The organism is Psychrobacter sp. JB193 (genome assembly GCF_002285555.1).
Taxonomy (GTDB): domain Bacteria; phylum Pseudomonadota; class Gammaproteobacteria; order Pseudomonadales; family Moraxellaceae; genus Psychrobacter; species Psychrobacter alimentarius.
In genome coordinates this window covers 1535108-1551337 of record NZ_NRGY01000001.1, presented here as the reverse complement: position 1 = coordinate 1551337, position 16230 = coordinate 1535108, and the positions used below count along the sequence as shown (strand labels likewise).

The window sequence follows — 16230 nt, the reverse complement described above, 5'->3', positions numbered from 1 at the left end:
CCTGATTGTGGCATTGCTAGCATAGCGGTTGCTACGATCATGAGTGCGTCAGACATACGTTAAACATGTATATACGACGCACTTGTTTTCACTTTTTATTAATTGTAAAAAATAAAGGATACAATCAATGAATCTACATGAGTATCAAGCAAAAGAGCTATTAAAGAGCTACGGACTGCCTATTCAAGAAGGTATTATTGCCCACAACGGCGACGAAGCTGCCGCTGCTTTTGATAAGACACCAACTGACATTGCGGTTATCAAAGCACAGGTACATGCAGGTGGTCGTGGTAAAGCGGGTGGTGTAAAACTGGTTAAGACTCGTGAAGAAGCCAAGCAAGTTGCTGAAGAACTAATTGGTACTAACCTAGTAACGTTCCAAACCGATGCTGATGGTCAGCCAGTTAACTTTGTATTGGTTGCAGAAGATATGTATCCAGTACAAACTGAACTATATCTTGGTGCAGTGGTTGATCGTGCGACTCGTCGCGTGACTTTCATGGCATCTACTGAAGGTGGTGTGGATATTGAAGAAGTGGCTCACAAAACGCCAGAAAAAATCTTCAAAGTAAATGTAGATCCATTAGTTGGCCTATTGCCTTTCCAAGCGCGTGATGTTGCGTTCAAACTAGGCCTAGAAGGCAAGCAAATCAATCAGTTCGTTAAATTGATGACTGGCGCTTATAAGGCATTTGTTGAAAATGACTTTGCTTTGATGGAAATCAACCCATTAGCCGTTCGTGAAAACGGCGAAATCGTTTGTGTTGATGGCAAAATCGGTATTGACTCAAACGCTTTATATCGTCTGCCAAAAATCGCAGCGCTACAAGACAAAACGCAAGAAAACGAGCGTGAGCTTAAAGCGGCTGAGTTTGATCTAAACTACGTTGCTCTAGAAGGTAACATCGGTTGTATGGTCAACGGCGCTGGTCTTGCAATGGCGACGATGGACATCATCAAATTGTACGGCGGCAAGCCTGCTAACTTCTTGGACGTTGGCGGCGGTGCAACCAAAGATCGCGTTGTTGAAGCGTTCAAAATCATTCTAGAAGACAGCAGTGTTGAAGGCGTTCTTATCAACATCTTTGGCGGTATCGTACGTTGTGACATGATTGCAGAAGCTATTATCGCTGCTATCAAAGAAGTTGACGTAAAAGTGCCAGTCGTTGTTCGTCTAGAAGGTAACAACGCTGAGAAAGGCGCACAGATTCTAGAAGAATCTGGTCTAAAGCTTATCTCAGCTCAAGGCCTATCTGACGCTGCTCAAAAAATTGTCGATGCTGTTAAAGCCTAAGTTTTTAAACATAGGTCTTTACATATAAGCGTTTAGTGATAAAGGCTTAAGCATAGTAGTCAAAGCGTGATAGCAGCTTGCTGATACAAAACAGACTATCAATATTGATCAGTCGATAAGTCAGCAAGTGGTTATCACAAGACAACCGAATACAAGGAAAACATAATGAGTGTATTAATCGATAAAGATACCAAAGTATTGGTACAAGGTTTTACTGGTAAAAATGGTACGTTCCATTCTGAGCAAGCCATCGAATACGGTACGAAAGTTGTAGGCGGTGTAACCCCAGGTAAAGGTGGTCAAACCCATCTAGGCCTACCAGTATTCAACACAATGAGTGAGGCGATGGAAGCCACTCAAGCAGATGCTTCTGTTATCTATGTACCAGCACCATTCGTACTTGACTCTATCATCGAAGCAATCGATGCAGGTGTTAAGCTGATTGTTGTGATCACTGAAGGTGTTCCAACGCTTGATATGCTAAAAGCCAAGCGCTATCTTGAAGCCGCGGGCGACGTACGTCTTGTTGGTCCTAACTGCCCAGGTGTTATCACGCCAGGTCAGTGCAAAATTGGTATCATGCCAGGTCACATCCATCAGCCAGGTAAAGTGGGTATCATCTCACGCTCTGGTACCTTGACTTATGAAGCCGTCGCGCAAACGACTAAGCTTGGTTTCGGTCAGTCAACTTGTATCGGTATCGGTGGTGATCCTATCCCTGGTATGAACCAGATTGATGCGTTGAAATTGTTCGAAGCTGATCCACAAACTGAAGCGATTATCCTAATCGGTGAAATCGGTGGTACTGCTGAAGAAGAAGCAGCCGCTTACATCAAAGACCATGTCACCAAGCCTGTTGTTGGTTACATCGCTGGTGTTACCGCTCCTGAAGGTAAGCGTATGGGTCATGCTGGCGCTATCATCTCTGGTGGTCAAGGTACTGCTGAAGAAAAATTCAAAGCCTTTGAAGATGCTGGTATTGCATACACGCGCGACCCATCTAAGCTTGGTGAAAAGTTGAAAGAAGTTACTGGTTGGTAATATAGGCAGTTGTCTACAATTTAAATACCAAAACTTGATTGAAAAGAAACAAAGACACCCCTACAATGGGGTGTTTTTTTAATGGTTTAGCAATAGTAATTTGAGGATAAGAGAAAATGTTAAGTAATTCAACAATTTTAGTGACAGGCGGTACAGGCTCTTTTGGCCACAAATTCATCCCTATGACGCTAGAAAAATACAACCCCAAAAAGATAATAATATTTTCAAGAGATGAGATGAAGCAGTGGGAAATGGCGAAGCTATTTCAAGATGATCCACGCGTACGCTTCTTTATTGGTGATGTCAGAGACAAAGAAAGACTTTATCGTGCATTGGATGGCGTTGATTATGTTGTACATGCAGCTGCTACTAAAATTGTTCCTACAGCAGAATATAATCCTTTTGAATGTGTGAAAACAAACGTACATGGTGCTATGAACTTAATCGATGCCTGTATAGACAAAGGTGTAAAAGGCGTAGTTGCATTATCAACAGACAAAGCAAGCAGCCCTATTAATCTATATGGTGCTACCAAACTGACTTCTGATAAGTTATTTGTAGCAGGAAATGCGTATAGTGGCCAGCATGTGACTAAATTCTCAGTTGTGAGATATGGTAATGTAATGGGTTCTAGAGGATCAGTTATTCCTTTCTTCTTGTCGATTAAAGAGAAAGGTGAGCTGCCTATTACTGATGATCGTATGACACGTTTTATGATTACTCTAGAAGAAGGTGTTGAGTTGGTTTGGCATGCTTTTGAAGACATGGAAGGTGGAGAGATTTATGTTAAGAAAATTCCATCAATGAATATTATGGATGTAGCAAAAGCAGTTGCGCCAGAAGCCCAAACAAAAGTAATAGGTATCAGACCAGGTGAAAAATTGCATGAACAAATGATCGGTGCTGAAGACTCTTACTATACTTACGAGTACGCTGAACATTTTAAGATTCTACCTACCATTAATAATTGGGGAAATTCACCTGAACGTGTAAAAGATGGTAAAAAAGTTGCAGAAGGTTTTGTATATTCGAGTGATAATAATACAGAATGGATGCCAAGAACGGAGCTAGAGTCTTGGATAGAAGAGAACAAAAATAACATCGGTAAAATATAATGGAATTTATCCCATATGGTCGCCAAAATATAACAGAGAAGGACATTGACGCAGTCGTCAATGTCCTTAAGTCTGATTATTTGACTCAAGGTCCTAAAGTACCAGAGTTTGAACAAGCAATTAAAAATCATTGTGCGGTTCGACATGCCTTAGCAATGAATAGCGCAACGTCAGCTTTGCACGTAGCATGTTTAGCATTGGGAGTGGGGAAAGGGGATATTGTATGGACGACTCCCATTACTTTTGTAGCTTCAGCAAATTGTGCCTTATACTGCGGTGCAACGGTTGATTTTGTAGATATTGACCCTAGAACTTATAATTTATCAGCCGAATCTTTAGCACAGAAGCTGAAAGAAGCGAAAGAACAAGATAAATTACCTAAAGTAGTTATTCCTGTTCATCTATGTGGTCAGCCTTGTGATATGGAGGCCATACATGCATTATCAGAAGAGTATGGTTTTTCAATTATTGAGGATGCCTCTCATGCTATAGGTGGTAGCTACCAAGATACACCGATAGGTAATTGTCAGTATTCAGATATTACTATATTTAGTTTTCATCCAGTTAAGATTATCACTACTGCTGAAGGTGGCGTTGCTACGACCAATAGTGATGAATTGGCGCAAAAGATGGATCTGCTTCGTAGCCATGGCATTACTCGTGACACTGACCTAATGACACATGAACCTGATGGTCCTTGGTACTATCAGCAAATAGATTTAGGTTTTAACTACCGTATGACAGAAATGCAGGCTGCGCTCGGTGTTTCACAGATGAAACGTTTAAATGACATTACTAAAAAGCGCCATGAAGTAGCCAAACGCTATAATGAGCTTTTAAAAGATTTGCCTTTAATGACGCCATATCAAGATTCTCAGGGTCATTCAGGTTTACATCTGTATGTCATAAGATTGGATACTAAAAAACTTGACGTGACTCATAAAGAAGTATTTGAATTGTTGCGTGCAGCTAACATAGGGGTGAATGTTCACTATATTCCTGTCCATATGCAACCTTATTATAAAAGTAAATTAGGTTTTAAGGAAGGAGACTTCCCTGAATCAGAAGCTTATTACTCTCAGGCGATTAGTTTACCAATGTATCCTGAATTATCAGAAAAAGAACAAGCGTATGTTGTCCAGATATTAAGGAATATTCTGTTATGAAAAGTGTTGCATTAATTCCTGCTCGTGGTGGAAGTAAGCGTATTCCCCGCAAAAATATCAAAGATTTTTGTGGAAAGCCAATTATTGCTTATTCTATAGAAGCTGCTTTAAAAAGCGGCTGCTTTGATAAAGTAGTTGTCTCTACAGATGATGAAGAAATAGCTGCTGTTGCAAGAGAGTATGGTGCTGATGTTCCCTTTTTGAGGCCTAAAGAAATTAGTAATGACTTCGCAACAACGAAAGATGTCATTACTCATTTTTTATCGTATTTAAAAGAAAATGGCTGTGATTATGACTATCTCTGTACCATCTATGCTACAGCACCTCTTATCCAAGAAAAATACCTTATAGAGGCTCACAATAAACTACAAGACCCAAATGTCGTCAATGTATTTAGCTGTTCCACAATGCCATTTCCTATACAAAGAACCTTTAAATTAGATGAAAATGGTCATTGTGAAATGTTTTGGCCAGAAAATTTTAATAGTCGTAGTCAAGATCTAGAAGAGGCGTATCAAGATGCTGGTCAATTTTACTGGAAAAAAATAAAAGTTGAATCAACAAAAAATATGTTTGACTCTGATAGCGCTGGAGTAATTATACCAAGACACTTTGTTCAAGATATTGATACTTTAGAAGATTGGGAAAGAGCCGAATATATGTATCAAATAATTAATAAATAGGACAGATATGAATAACATAATATTGATTTTGGGTACAAATTCGGGTCAGCTTGATCTAATCAAAGCTATGAAAGATCTAGGATGGTTTGTCATCGGTTGTTCAAACAGATCTGATGAGGTTGGTGTTAAATATACAGATCAATTCTTTGAAGTTGACATTCGGGACATTGATGCTGTATCGAAAATCGCAATAGAAAACAATGTAGATTTAGTCTATTCAGTATCCTCAGATACAGCTATTAAATCAGTTGTACAAGTTTCTAGTAAACTTAATTTACCTACTTTTTATTCAGAAGATTTAATTCGCTTGCTTGATAATAAGCAAGAACTGAGAAGATTTTTAAATGATGCTAAGCTGAGCTATGTAAATTACATAGAAATTGATAACATTAGTGATAGTTTTGAGTGGGATACATTCCCATGTATCGTGAAGCCATCAAATGCGCAGGGGCAAAGAGGCGTACAAAAGGTAAATAATATTACAGAATTGCGAGAGTCAATTCTGAATGCTAAACAGTTCTCGTCGAATAATACTGCAATCATTGAAGATTTTTTAGATGGTGTGGAAATCTCTTGCAATGTATTAGTTTCAAATGGCCAGATTATATTCGATACACTCTCAGAACGTCTAACTTACAACGATGAGTATTTTGGCATACCAAAGGGGCATGTGATACCTTGCGTTAATATTGATGAAAATGCTCGACAAGAGGCTGTTGAGTTAGTTCATAACGTGGTTAAAGTATTAGACATTAAGAATGGACCTTTATACTTTCAAATGAAAGCCACCACAAAAGGTGTCAAGATTATTGAGATTGCTCCAAGATTGGATGGATGTCATGTGTGGAGGCTCATCAAGGATGCTACAGATAGAAACTTTTTAACCGAAACAATTGAGGTTCTATTGAATGATCATAAGAACACTCAACCTGTAGTGCTAAAAGATAGTAAATATTATGAATTAATCTTTCAACACTCAGAACCAAGCCAAACATTCCAAGAGAAAAGATTTCCTATTCCAGCGGATGCTTTATATCATGAATATAGATACTCTAACGGAGATTCCATTAACATAATCAATGGAAAGAAAGAAGTCGTAGGTTACTATGTTGCTGAATTTTCAAAAAATAAATGGGTAAATGAATGAGGCTAATAGTTACAGGTGCTACCGGATTTATAGGCAAGCATCTAGTCGAGTCCGCCAAGCAGCACTCTGAAATTGTCTGTTTAACTAGAAATTCTGAAAACCAAAGCAATCATAAGAATGTAAGTTTTGTACAAACAACTTATGAGCTTGATAGTTTGAGAGATATCCTGCGTGAAGATGATGTTTTAGTTCATTTGGCTGGTCAAAGATTGACGAAAGATGAGACTAACCCAAAACTACTTAGTTTTATTGAGCCAAACATCAAACTAACTGAAAATTTGCTTATAGCTGCTTGCGAAGCTAACATTAGACAAGTCGTTTTAGCTTCTAGTATTGGTGTTTATTCAGAAGCTGATAACATGCCATATTTAGAAGATACGATTACCAATCCAAGTACTATCTATGGGCTCTCAAAGCTAATTGGAGAACAGTTAGTTAATTACTATTGTATGAAAAACAGTATAAAAAGCACAGTATTAAGATTCTCTCAGTGTTATGGTATTGGAGAAAAAGACACACCTGTTTTAATGAAATTTATAAAGCAAGCTAATGAAAAACAAAAAATTATCGCTCAAGATAATGAGTTTTACTTAGATGAGATCTACATCAAAGATGTCATTGATGCCATACTTTTGGTAGTTAATAAAGAGACTGAAGGTACTTTCAATATAGGCGGTGGAAAGGCTTATTCGATTTTAGAAATGGCAGAAACAGTAAATCTAATTTTTAATAATGAAAAAAATATTGAAGTTACATCAGGTGTCAAAAAATATAATCAAAGCAACTTTTTATCGATACAAAAAATTAAAGAGCATCTAAACTGGTCACCTAGATTTGATTTAGAAAAATCTTTGATTGACATGAAAGAAGCTTATGAAATAAGGAAAGATTAATAGTGAAAACATTAAAAGAAGTTTTATATGAAGGAGGATCAAAAGAAAATGATCCTACTCCTTTTATTATTGCAGAGATGTCAGGCAACCATGGTGCATCGCTTGAACAGGCATTAAAGATTGTTGACCATGCTTCACAAACCGGTGTGGACGCTTTAAAACTACAAACATTTACACCCGAATCAATGACTTTAAACTTGGATCATGAGCATTTCAAAGTGACTAATAAAAAGTCCTTGTGGTATGGTAGAAGACTATACGATTTATATGAAGAGGCTCAGACAAAGTACGAATGGCATAAAGCTATTTTTGATAGAGCCCGTGAAAAAAATGTTTTATGTTTTAGTACACCGTTCGATGAAGCAGCTGTGGATTTATTAGAGTCATTGAGTGTTCCAGCATATAAAATTGCTTCGTTTGAGTGTGTAGATATACCTTTGATTAAGTATGTGGCGCAGACTAAAAAGCCAATGATTATATCTACTGGTATGGCATCTATTGCTGAAATTGATCTAGCTGTTAATACGGCTTTGAAAAACGGCTGTACTCAGCTAACGCTTTTGCAATGCACTAGTAGCTATCCAGCGCCAGCATCAGAAGCGAACCTAAGAACTATCCCTCACATGAAAGAATTGTTTGGTTGCCAAGTAGGCTTGTCTGACCATACCTTAGGTATAGGCTCTGCGATAGCTGCTACAACATTAGGTGCAACTGTTATAGAAAAGCATTTTAAGTTAGAAGATGATGAAGATAGCATTGACGCTGCATTCTCTTTAACGCCAAGTCAATTCAAACAGCTTGTTAATGAATGTAAGACGGCTGCTGAAGCTATGGGACAGGTATCCTATGGAGTGAGTGAAGCTGATAGTTTGGCTAGAAAAAATAGGAGATCTATTTATGTTGTTAATGACATCAAAGCTGGTGAGTTGATTACCACTGAAAATATTAGAAGAATAAGACCTGGGCATGGTTTATCACCAAAGTACTTTGATGAAGTGATTGGGAAACGGGCTGCATTAGACTTGGATACAGGTACACCGTTAGATTGGAATCAATTAGAGAATTAATTATGACTCACTACTGGCTTAATAAAGCAAAAAAAAATCTTTTAGCATCTAAAGAGTTTTCTAAAGCCAAAGAACTCTTAGAAAATAAGGATTTTTTAGAAAAGAAGGAGTTCAGAAAAGTAAAAGAAATCCTTGATTCTAAAGAGTTTTCTAAAGCAAAAGGCTTTTTGAAAGCTAAAGAATCACAGTTTCTAAAAGCCAGAGATATATTAATTGTCAAAGTAAATGAACATCATGGTAGTGATATAAAAGAAACGTTGCAAGAATTGGTAGACAATGAACAATTAAGAGTCACTTCTCGCAGAAAATATGGTGTGCATCTTGAAGAGCTATTAACTTCAGAGAAAGGTCTACATAATTTAGGTATTGTTTCTGCTGAGCTTCTAAATGAGAACCCAGATAGTATTTTGTTAATATATTTAACAGTTGTCTCTTTAGCTAAGCAAGAAAGGTTTGAAGAAGCATCTGATCTTATTTCAAAACAAGTCGTAAAATTGAAGCTAAACAAAGTATTAAGTATTAAAGTTAGAGACAAACAGTTAGTCGCCCTGCTAAAGATTTGGAGAGTACTTGACCTCATAGCAAGAGAAAACATGAAGTGGGCAGACGGTGATAATTTAAAAAGTAAAAATTACGATGACTTAGACTTTTTATTAACAAATCAAGATTTGGAAGATCCTGAGTTAACTTCTGATCTTATTCTATTTTATGCTGAGCCATATTTACAAGGTAAGCTTCAGCATGACTACTTAAATATATGTCAATCAGCGTTTGATAAGTCTCAAACTTTAGATAAAAAACTAAAAGTTATTTATGCTATTAGAAGAGAAGGTATCAGACGTCTTCCTAGCTATCATGAACACTATGACCTCGCAATTTCGCTATATGTTTCTTTAAGAAGCGAAATTAATAATTTTGTGCGTCAGTCTTTGCTTGCTAGAACATTGAAAGATGTAAAAACGCTAAGAACAATAATGAATGTAGGAAGGTCGTTAGGGCAGTATGATATCTATAGACCGGCTAAAGACGCTATTATTGAAATAGCAACGTCAAAGCAAGGGCAATCAACAGTCTGGACTGCTGCCTTTACACTTATGGAAGACGGAAAAGAAAATTACGATATATCTAAAAGAATCTTGAGCCTAGCTGATAAAGACCCTCAGCACGCTTCAGACATTCAGCATTTTCTAGAATGGGCTATATTAGCAGAAGAGTATCAATTAGCTTATAACTTTTTTTCTGAACAACCAAGAAAGGTAAAAGAAACTAAAAATGCTCTCTCCTATGTAAAAATACTTAATAGGCTTAAGAAGTTTGAAGAAGCAGAGGAAATTACCCGGGGTATACATGTTTCTCTCTTGTCTCGAAGCCATAATTTATGTCCATATACCAGTTGGTCATTAGTTAAAAGAGTAGGTGAGCTTAAGTTTCTGAAAGACACCGCAATATTGTATCAAAGTGTTCCTCAACCTAAAGATCCACAGGGAGTGATTTTTATCACTCCGAGATCTATAGAGCAGTTGAGAAAAACACCTATTGTTCTTCTAATGGAACTCAAAAGACTTGGCTGGGCAGTCATACCGCTTTCAGAAGGTCTTTTGCCTACAGAAAAAACCAATAATAAATACATCAATGAATTTATTGATGTGATAACAATGAATAGAGAGATAAAAAGGGGTTCTAAGCTTACACTTGATGTAAAGTTTGACCTTAATTTAAATCAAGGTCAAATGCAGTGGAAGGGTATTGATTTATCTCATGTTGTATGGGAAGAGTCAGCCATCAATAAGCGTATTTATGACGTAGATTATACCTGCCCATCATTAAATAAGTATTTAGAGAACATTTACACGACAACAGAATCGGCAGCCACTGTTTTAGATAATATCTTTAAATCAAAGGATGACATCGGCTTAAGAATTGGATTTATTGTACAGTTTAACGCAAGATTGCCAGATGCGCTCTATCGTTTTTATTGTGAGCAATATGGCAATCCTAATGATTTCTTTTGCATACACTCTGCAAACGGCTATCAAAATTATTTTTCTAATTTTTCTACCAATATATCGTCCAAATGTGTTGTCAGAAATATGACGAAGTATCCTCATACAAGATCGGCTAGCTTTCCATTACCAGAAGACTTTGAAGTTTTTTATCAAGAAAATAAGTATCGTGCAAAAGAAATTTTACAAACAGTGAGTAACGTTACAAATGTAAAAAGATCAATTTCTTACGATGATGATTCTGTTGAGAAGAGAGCAGCGATTCAATATATTAAGAATTGGAGAGCGTCTGGTAAGAAAGTCGTTTGTGCGTTCGGTAAGGTTGTTTATGATTCAGGAGTTCCTTTTGATGGAGGCGCTGCACATTCAAGTATGAAGGATTGGATTAATCATTCTATTCAAACAGTCGATGGCACAGATACTCTACTACTCATTAAACCTCATCCACATGAGCTTAATCAGCAAATTTCAACATTTGGAAATGCGGTATTTAGAGACATTATTGAAAAAGAAAACCAAAACACTATATTTTTGGATCATAACTGGTTCAAAATGGATGATTTGAAAGACTTGATCGACTTTGCCATTGTCTATAATGGTACTTCAAGTATTGAATTAGGTGTGATGGATATTCCCACTATTCTGTGTGGGCATTTTGGTACAGTTGATTATCCAGTAGGGCATCCTTCGCCAAACAATAGATTGCATTTCGAAAAAATGCTGAAAGGTGAGGTCGACCTTGTGGTCGATAGTCAATTAAAATATAAGTCAGCCTTATGGCTTTTTTATATGGGAAGTAGTCTGTTCACGACAGACTATAGATATCACTCAAGACCTGTCACAAATAAAGTTCTTTATCCTCCATACTGGTTTAATAAAGATGTAAATCGTTATTTAACCAAAGGCGATCAAAACGTAAGAAAATTGGCTTTGGAAATTATTGAATAGGATTAGAAATTGGATATAGTCGTTATAAGATGTTCAGCAAGTGCTACGGTTGGATTTGGCCATTTGGTCAGGTGCAGAGTACTTGCTGAATCGTTAAGTACAAGAGGGTATGGTGTCGTAATGGTGGGACCACCAAATAGCCTAAAAAATGAAACTGATGAAGATATTTTTATTGAGTGGATTCCTCGAGAAAATTGGTCTAGCTCACAAGGCGAAGCTGATTTTCATCTTAGTGTGCTAGAAAGGTATGACTCTAAACACATTATTATTGATGATTATAGGTCTGATGGAGAGCATCAAAAAAAGTTACGTGCAAATGGCATAAGAATTGTTCAACAATATGATGCCAGTAAAAAGCAAAATTTTGCTGCTAATTTAGTAGTGAATGGTAGCCCATATGAGAAATCTGAGTTTTATAGCAAAGATGTTTTATATGATGATGTAGAGTTTTTATTGGGTCCTAAATATTGTATTTTACGACCCATATTTTTTAGTCCTACACTCAAGGAAAATCACAAAGAAAAGAAAATCTTGATGACTTTTGGGGGTGGTAGCGATAGAGGTGCGATTCTTTATATTTTGAAGAAATGCTATCAATCTATTACAGAGAAGCACTGGAAGCTAACCATAATAGTTAGTGATAAAAACGAAAATATCAAAGAGATATCTGATTGGATCAGCTTAAACGGCCATCAAAATATAGAGCTTATTGTCAATCCTGATAGTATGGCAGAAATAATGTCAACCTGTCGTTTCGCCATTATGGGCGGTGGTACTACTATATTTGAAGCAGCATATCTTGGCATTCCAGCGCTACTAATCCCTATTGCTGATAATCAAATCAACCAATGTGTGGGTTGGGACGAACTGGGCGGGATGAAGTACATCTCAACATTTGACACACTTGATGAAAGCAATCTCAAAGATAGTCTAGTAGAGTTCCTAAGTGAACATAGCTTGGTAGAATCATATAGCCAACGTCTCAAAGCGATTATTGATGAGCATGGCTATCAAAGAATACTTGATAAGTTATTAGACCATGAGCGATAGCGAGCTTCCATCACCTCTGAAAGGTGATAACCATTCTATATTCATTAGATCAGGTTCATCTAAGTTGGTGATTCTCTTTTCTGCAATTAACATGAAAGAGAATCAATTTAATTTTTGGCAGCTTGGCAGAGAAATTGATGAGAATATAATTTTTGTTAATGATCCTTCTAATCAATGGTATCTCAATGGTATTCCAAGCTTAGGCACAAGCTTGGATCAGACAATATTCTGCCTCAGAAAATGGATAGATTATTTAGGTATTAAGGACGTATATTCTGTTGGAACCAGTATGGGTGGGCATGCGGCTATCCATTATGGAATAGAGTTAAACGCAAATATCTTGTCATTTCCAGCTGAGACTATACTAGGAGAGCAGCATTCTAGAAGTATAAAGCACTTAGAAAAAGATATAGTAAAAAAAGACTTTTTACTAGAAAAGATAGCTCACTTTAATAAAACAATATATATGATAATTGGGGAGTCTACTCCTAAAGATTTAATCAATGCAAGTTATATCAGAAAATTCGAAAACGTTAAAATTCATTCGCTTTTAGGTGTCGATCATTATGTACCGTCAGTGATTTCGCGTTCTAGTAAATTATATACGTTGTTAACGAGTTTTGTTTCTGATGGTCTTATTGAAAAAGATTTGTTCTCAAATTTAGGAAACTTCAACATATATGATGATGAATTGTTTTCTGACCTCACTGAATCATATCATAATTTTGAATCTGACAATCTTGATAAGTGCATTGCTTGTGCTGAGAAAGTACTAGTTAAGTTTCCAGCTTTTGAAAGTGCGTTGTATATGATTGGAGACAGTTATCTACAAAAAGAAGAGTATCAGCTGGCAATGGATTATTTGGCAAGAGCAATCATGATAGCGCCTAATAATGCTGATTACTTATTTAAATACTCACATACTCTCAGAATGTTAGGTGATAAGAAGACGAGCTTACACCTTTTGGACATTTTAATTCAAAAGTTCCCAAATTATGCCAAGGCTTATTATGCTAGAGGTAATATGCAGGTAGAAGAGGGGAATGAGTCAGCGGCTTTAGAGTCATTTAAACTAGCATTTTCACTAAACAGTAAGAATGAAAAATTCGAAAATAGGTATCTAAAATTGCTTAATAAAATATAATAATATTAAATTTTTTTATTTATAAATAGGCATGCTTTAGTAATGAATAGTAATCTATCTTAAATCTCAATTGTTACTACTTGGAACGAGTTAATAGTATCGAATTTCGCAACTATAAATTATATTAGGACACTAGCATAAGTTGTAATAATTAAATGTATTAATTTATCTAATCTTATAAATAAGAATAAGTCTTTAAAAAGCTAAAATGTAAATTTCTAACAAGGATGGCAGGCTTTCGTAATATGCTTTAAGTTTTCGTATGGGAGCCTAAGAGTAGATATAATAATTTATACTGATTAAAAATACATCAACTTGACTTTGTTAAGCTTATTCTGCATTATTCTAACATAACTAACATAACTAACATAACTAACATAACTAACATAACTAACATAACTAACATAACTAACATAACTAACATAACTAACATAACTAACATAACTAACATAACTAACATAACTAATATGGCTTTCAAACCTAACATTTACGGCAAATGGAGAAGAATTGAGATGAGCGAAATACCAGAGATTAGTGTTTCTGAAAACCCATTAGCTAGACTGGATAAAATTCAAGCTAGAGATAAGCCAAATCCACGATGGAGCACCCATTTTAAAAATAATCTGCTAACAACTACTAAGAAACCACTTTTCAAAAAAACTGATAAAATTTTTGCTGTTGGTAGCTGCTTTGCAGAGCGAATACGTACAGCATTGAATGGGCAAGGCTTTGAAGTTGGCCCGCCTATGCAAGAAATTGTAATGGATACTGAGCGTTTCAAAATTGATCGTCTTCCAAATAGACCTCACATGGATTATTTTAATAGTTTCACTGTGCGCCAAGAATTTGAGCGATATATTGGAGAGTGGAAGCAATCGGAAGACGACTATTGGACTATTAATAAAGACCCGTATTGGGGTGGCAATACAATATATCAGGATCCTTACCGTCGTATGGTAATCGGACGTACTCCCGAAGATCTTCGAGAAGCAGTGTTTCATTGCAACACTGCAGTTGATAAAGGAATCAGCGAAGCAGATTTATTTATTATAACTTTTGGTATGGCTGAAGTGTTTCGAAACTTGTCTAGTGGGAAAATCGCTTGTCAAAAACCAGGGTATTCGGGAGGGGCTGGAGAGTTCGAGACAGAGTTTCACATGTCAACTTTTTCTGAAAACTACGAAAACTTGAAAAAAATTACTGAAATAATAAAAACGGTTCGACCAAATGCGCAGATCGTTTTTACATTATCTCCAGTTAGTTTAGCACGTACTTTTTCTGATAACGATATCTTAGTTGCAAACTCTGAAGGTAAAGGGATTTTGCGAGCAGCAATCGGGCAAATCGTTAGGGAGTATGAACAGGTTTCATACTTTCCATCGTACGAGATTGTCATGCATAACTCCCCTGAAAGTTTTCGTGAAGATGATGGGCGTCACGTTTCAGATTGGGTTGTCAATCGAATTGTCGAAGCGTTTGTTGAAACGCATGCAGATCTAAATTGATTGATTCAAGTAAAAGGATTCCTTATGTATCAGCCGATTGATAAGCTTTTGATCGAGGCAAGAGATTATAGCGTCCGACTCGAGGCAAGCGCAGCACAAGATTTAGCAATGAATCTTGAGAACTATCTTAGCCCATCTTGGACAGTACGCAAAGTGCTTGAAGGCTATGAGCGTTATGCCAAAACAGGCATTAATGACGAAACAACTTATAAGCTTTTCAGAGAGGCCTTTAGTGAAACACAGGGACGTAGCAACCGTGTGTTTAGTAATGTGCTTTCAGATCATGTTGGTAAGACACAGTATGACTACTCTCAAACTATTTTTGGTGATGATATTGATGCCATAAATACTGTGAAAACCGGTCTTTATCATCTTAAGCATCACGGTTTTTATAAAACAAAACTTCAGGTACCTGCGGAAATAGTTGAGCGTTTAAAAAACAAAATTCTGAGCAGTATGGAGACTGATTGTGGCAGTGACGTTGAAAAGGCGATTACTGGAACAGATGATGCTCCTCTACAGATTAAAGGAAAACATGGTCCACTAACTACATTTGAGGAAATGTACGAAATTTCGAGTGATCCAATTTTGCTTGCCATGGTTCAGGAGTATATGGGTGTACCACCAATTTTCAATACTCCCGTTGCTTTCCTGAATTCAGCCCGCAAAGTTAAATCACAAAGAGAGCTTTCAGATACTGCACAGCTTTATCATCACGATATGCATCGTTTGCAGTTTGTGAAGCTTTTCATATATCTGACTGATGTAGATATGGACGCTGGACCACATACATTAATACCAGGTACTCATCGTAACAGGCCTTCGGAAATGTGGGCAGATGGTCGTCATGCGGACAGTGCAGTGATTGATTCAGGACTTATGAATAACGAAGTCAATATAGTTGGGCCAGCAGGAACAGTTTTTCTTGTAGATACTAGTGCATTACATAAGGGTGCTAACCCCATTAGTAAACATCGGTTAATGGCACAGGTTCAATATACTAATTCGCTATTCGGTCGACCATGGCCTGAAACAGAGCGAAAAATTTCTCTTGCTGCTAAGAGTGAGAATAAAATAGTTAATCAAGCAGCCGAACTGGTTCGGAAGTACGCTCAGCATTCTGGTGTTCGCTTTATGCAGAACTATATATAATTCATGTATCTACAAGTAATTA

Annotated in this window: 13 protein-coding genes; all 13 read left to right on the top strand. The window is 36.8% G+C overall.

Annotated elements, in window-relative coordinates; genetic code table 11:
* The first annotated feature begins 127 nt into the window (after positions 1-127).
* The 13 genes from sucC (at position 128) to CIK80_RS06665 (ending at position 16208) form a co-directional block, all read left to right on the top strand.
* Complete coding sequence (gene sucC / locus CIK80_RS06725) at positions 128-1294, top strand: ADP-forming succinate--CoA ligase subunit beta (RefSeq protein WP_095569335.1); 1167 nt, start codon at positions 128-130, stop codon at positions 1292-1294.
* Positions 1295-1459: 165 nt separating this feature from the next.
* Positions 1460-2335: a succinate--CoA ligase subunit alpha gene (gene sucD, locus CIK80_RS06720; RefSeq protein WP_062843561.1), complete on the top strand. Its 876-nt coding sequence runs from the start codon at positions 1460-1462 to the stop codon at positions 2333-2335.
* 116 nt (positions 2336-2451) lie between these two features.
* Complete coding sequence (gene pseB, locus CIK80_RS06715) at positions 2452-3450, top strand: UDP-N-acetylglucosamine 4,6-dehydratase (inverting) (protein WP_095569334.1); 999 nt, start codon at positions 2452-2454, stop codon at positions 3448-3450.
* A complete protein-coding gene (gene pseC, locus CIK80_RS06710; RefSeq protein WP_095569333.1) occupies positions 3450-4616 on the top strand; it encodes a UDP-4-amino-4,6-dideoxy-N-acetyl-beta-L-altrosamine transaminase in 1167 nt (388 codons plus the stop codon). Before pseB ends, pseC begins: the two co-directional genes overlap by 1 nt.
* Positions 4613-5299: a pseudaminic acid cytidylyltransferase gene (gene pseF, locus CIK80_RS06705; RefSeq protein ID WP_095569332.1), complete on the top strand. Its 687-nt coding sequence runs from the start codon at positions 4613-4615 to the stop codon at positions 5297-5299. Before pseC ends, pseF begins: the two co-directional genes overlap by 4 nt.
* Positions 5300-5306: 7 nt before the next feature.
* Positions 5307-6446, top strand: a complete 1140-nt coding sequence (locus CIK80_RS06700; protein WP_095569331.1) for an ATP-grasp domain-containing protein — start codon at positions 5307-5309, stop codon at positions 6444-6446.
* Positions 6443-7339: an NAD(P)-dependent oxidoreductase gene (locus tag CIK80_RS06695; RefSeq protein WP_095569330.1), complete on the top strand. Its 897-nt coding sequence runs from the start codon at positions 6443-6445 to the stop codon at positions 7337-7339. The genes CIK80_RS06700 and CIK80_RS06695 overlap by 4 nt, the downstream gene beginning before the upstream one ends.
* A 2-nt stretch (positions 7340-7341) precedes the next feature.
* The gene (gene pseI / locus CIK80_RS06690; RefSeq protein ID WP_095569329.1) at positions 7342-8406 is read left to right on the top strand and encodes a pseudaminic acid synthase; all 1065 of its coding nucleotides are present in this window, start codon (positions 7342-7344) and stop codon (positions 8404-8406) included.
* Between the two features lie 2 nt (positions 8407-8408).
* A complete protein-coding gene (locus tag CIK80_RS06685; RefSeq protein ID WP_095569328.1) occupies positions 8409-11357 on the top strand; it encodes a hypothetical protein in 2949 nt (982 codons plus the stop codon).
* Between the two features lie 120 nt (positions 11358-11477).
* Positions 11478-12407, top strand: a complete 930-nt coding sequence (locus CIK80_RS06680) for a glycosyltransferase (RefSeq protein ID WP_095569327.1) — start codon at positions 11478-11480, stop codon at positions 12405-12407.
* Positions 12397-13551: a tetratricopeptide repeat protein gene (locus CIK80_RS06675; protein WP_095569326.1), complete on the top strand. Its 1155-nt coding sequence runs from the start codon at positions 12397-12399 to the stop codon at positions 13549-13551. Before CIK80_RS06680 ends, CIK80_RS06675 begins: the two co-directional genes overlap by 11 nt.
* 512 nt (positions 13552-14063) lie before the next feature.
* Positions 14064-15056, top strand: a complete 993-nt coding sequence (locus CIK80_RS06670) for a GSCFA domain-containing protein (RefSeq protein WP_179288331.1) — start codon at positions 14064-14066, stop codon at positions 15054-15056.
* A gap of 24 nt (positions 15057-15080) precedes the next feature.
* On the top strand, positions 15081-16208 hold the full coding sequence (locus CIK80_RS06665) for a phytanoyl-CoA dioxygenase family protein (protein ID WP_095569324.1): 1128 nt from the start codon (positions 15081-15083) through the stop codon (positions 16206-16208).
* Positions 16209-16230 lie beyond the last annotated feature (22 nt).

Coding starts and splice junctions, on each gene's coding strand:
- CIK80_RS06695 (WP_095569330.1), top strand. CDS start 6,443: ATGAGGCTAATAGTTACAGGTGCTACCGGATTTATAGGCAAGCATCTA.
- CIK80_RS06665 (WP_095569324.1), top strand. CDS start 15,081: ATGTATCAGCCGATTGATAAGCTTTTGATCGAGGCAAGAGATTATAGC.
- pseC (WP_095569333.1), top strand. CDS start 3,450: ATGGAATTTATCCCATATGGTCGCCAAAATATAACAGAGAAGGACATT.
- CIK80_RS06680 (WP_095569327.1), top strand. CDS start 11,478: ATGGTGGGACCACCAAATAGCCTAAAAAATGAAACTGATGAAGATATT.
- sucC (WP_095569335.1), top strand. CDS start 128: ATGAATCTACATGAGTATCAAGCAAAAGAGCTATTAAAGAGCTACGGA.
- CIK80_RS06700 (WP_095569331.1), top strand. CDS start 5,307: ATGAATAACATAATATTGATTTTGGGTACAAATTCGGGTCAGCTTGAT.
- CIK80_RS06670 (WP_179288331.1), top strand. CDS start 14,064: ATGAGCGAAATACCAGAGATTAGTGTTTCTGAAAACCCATTAGCTAGA.
- CIK80_RS06675 (WP_095569326.1), top strand. CDS start 12,397: ATGAGCGATAGCGAGCTTCCATCACCTCTGAAAGGTGATAACCATTCT.
- pseF (WP_095569332.1), top strand. CDS start 4,613: ATGAAAAGTGTTGCATTAATTCCTGCTCGTGGTGGAAGTAAGCGTATT.
- pseB (WP_095569334.1), top strand. CDS start 2,452: ATGTTAAGTAATTCAACAATTTTAGTGACAGGCGGTACAGGCTCTTTT.
- CIK80_RS06685 (WP_095569328.1), top strand. CDS start 8,409: ATGACTCACTACTGGCTTAATAAAGCAAAAAAAAATCTTTTAGCATCT.
- sucD (WP_062843561.1), top strand. CDS start 1,460: ATGAGTGTATTAATCGATAAAGATACCAAAGTATTGGTACAAGGTTTT.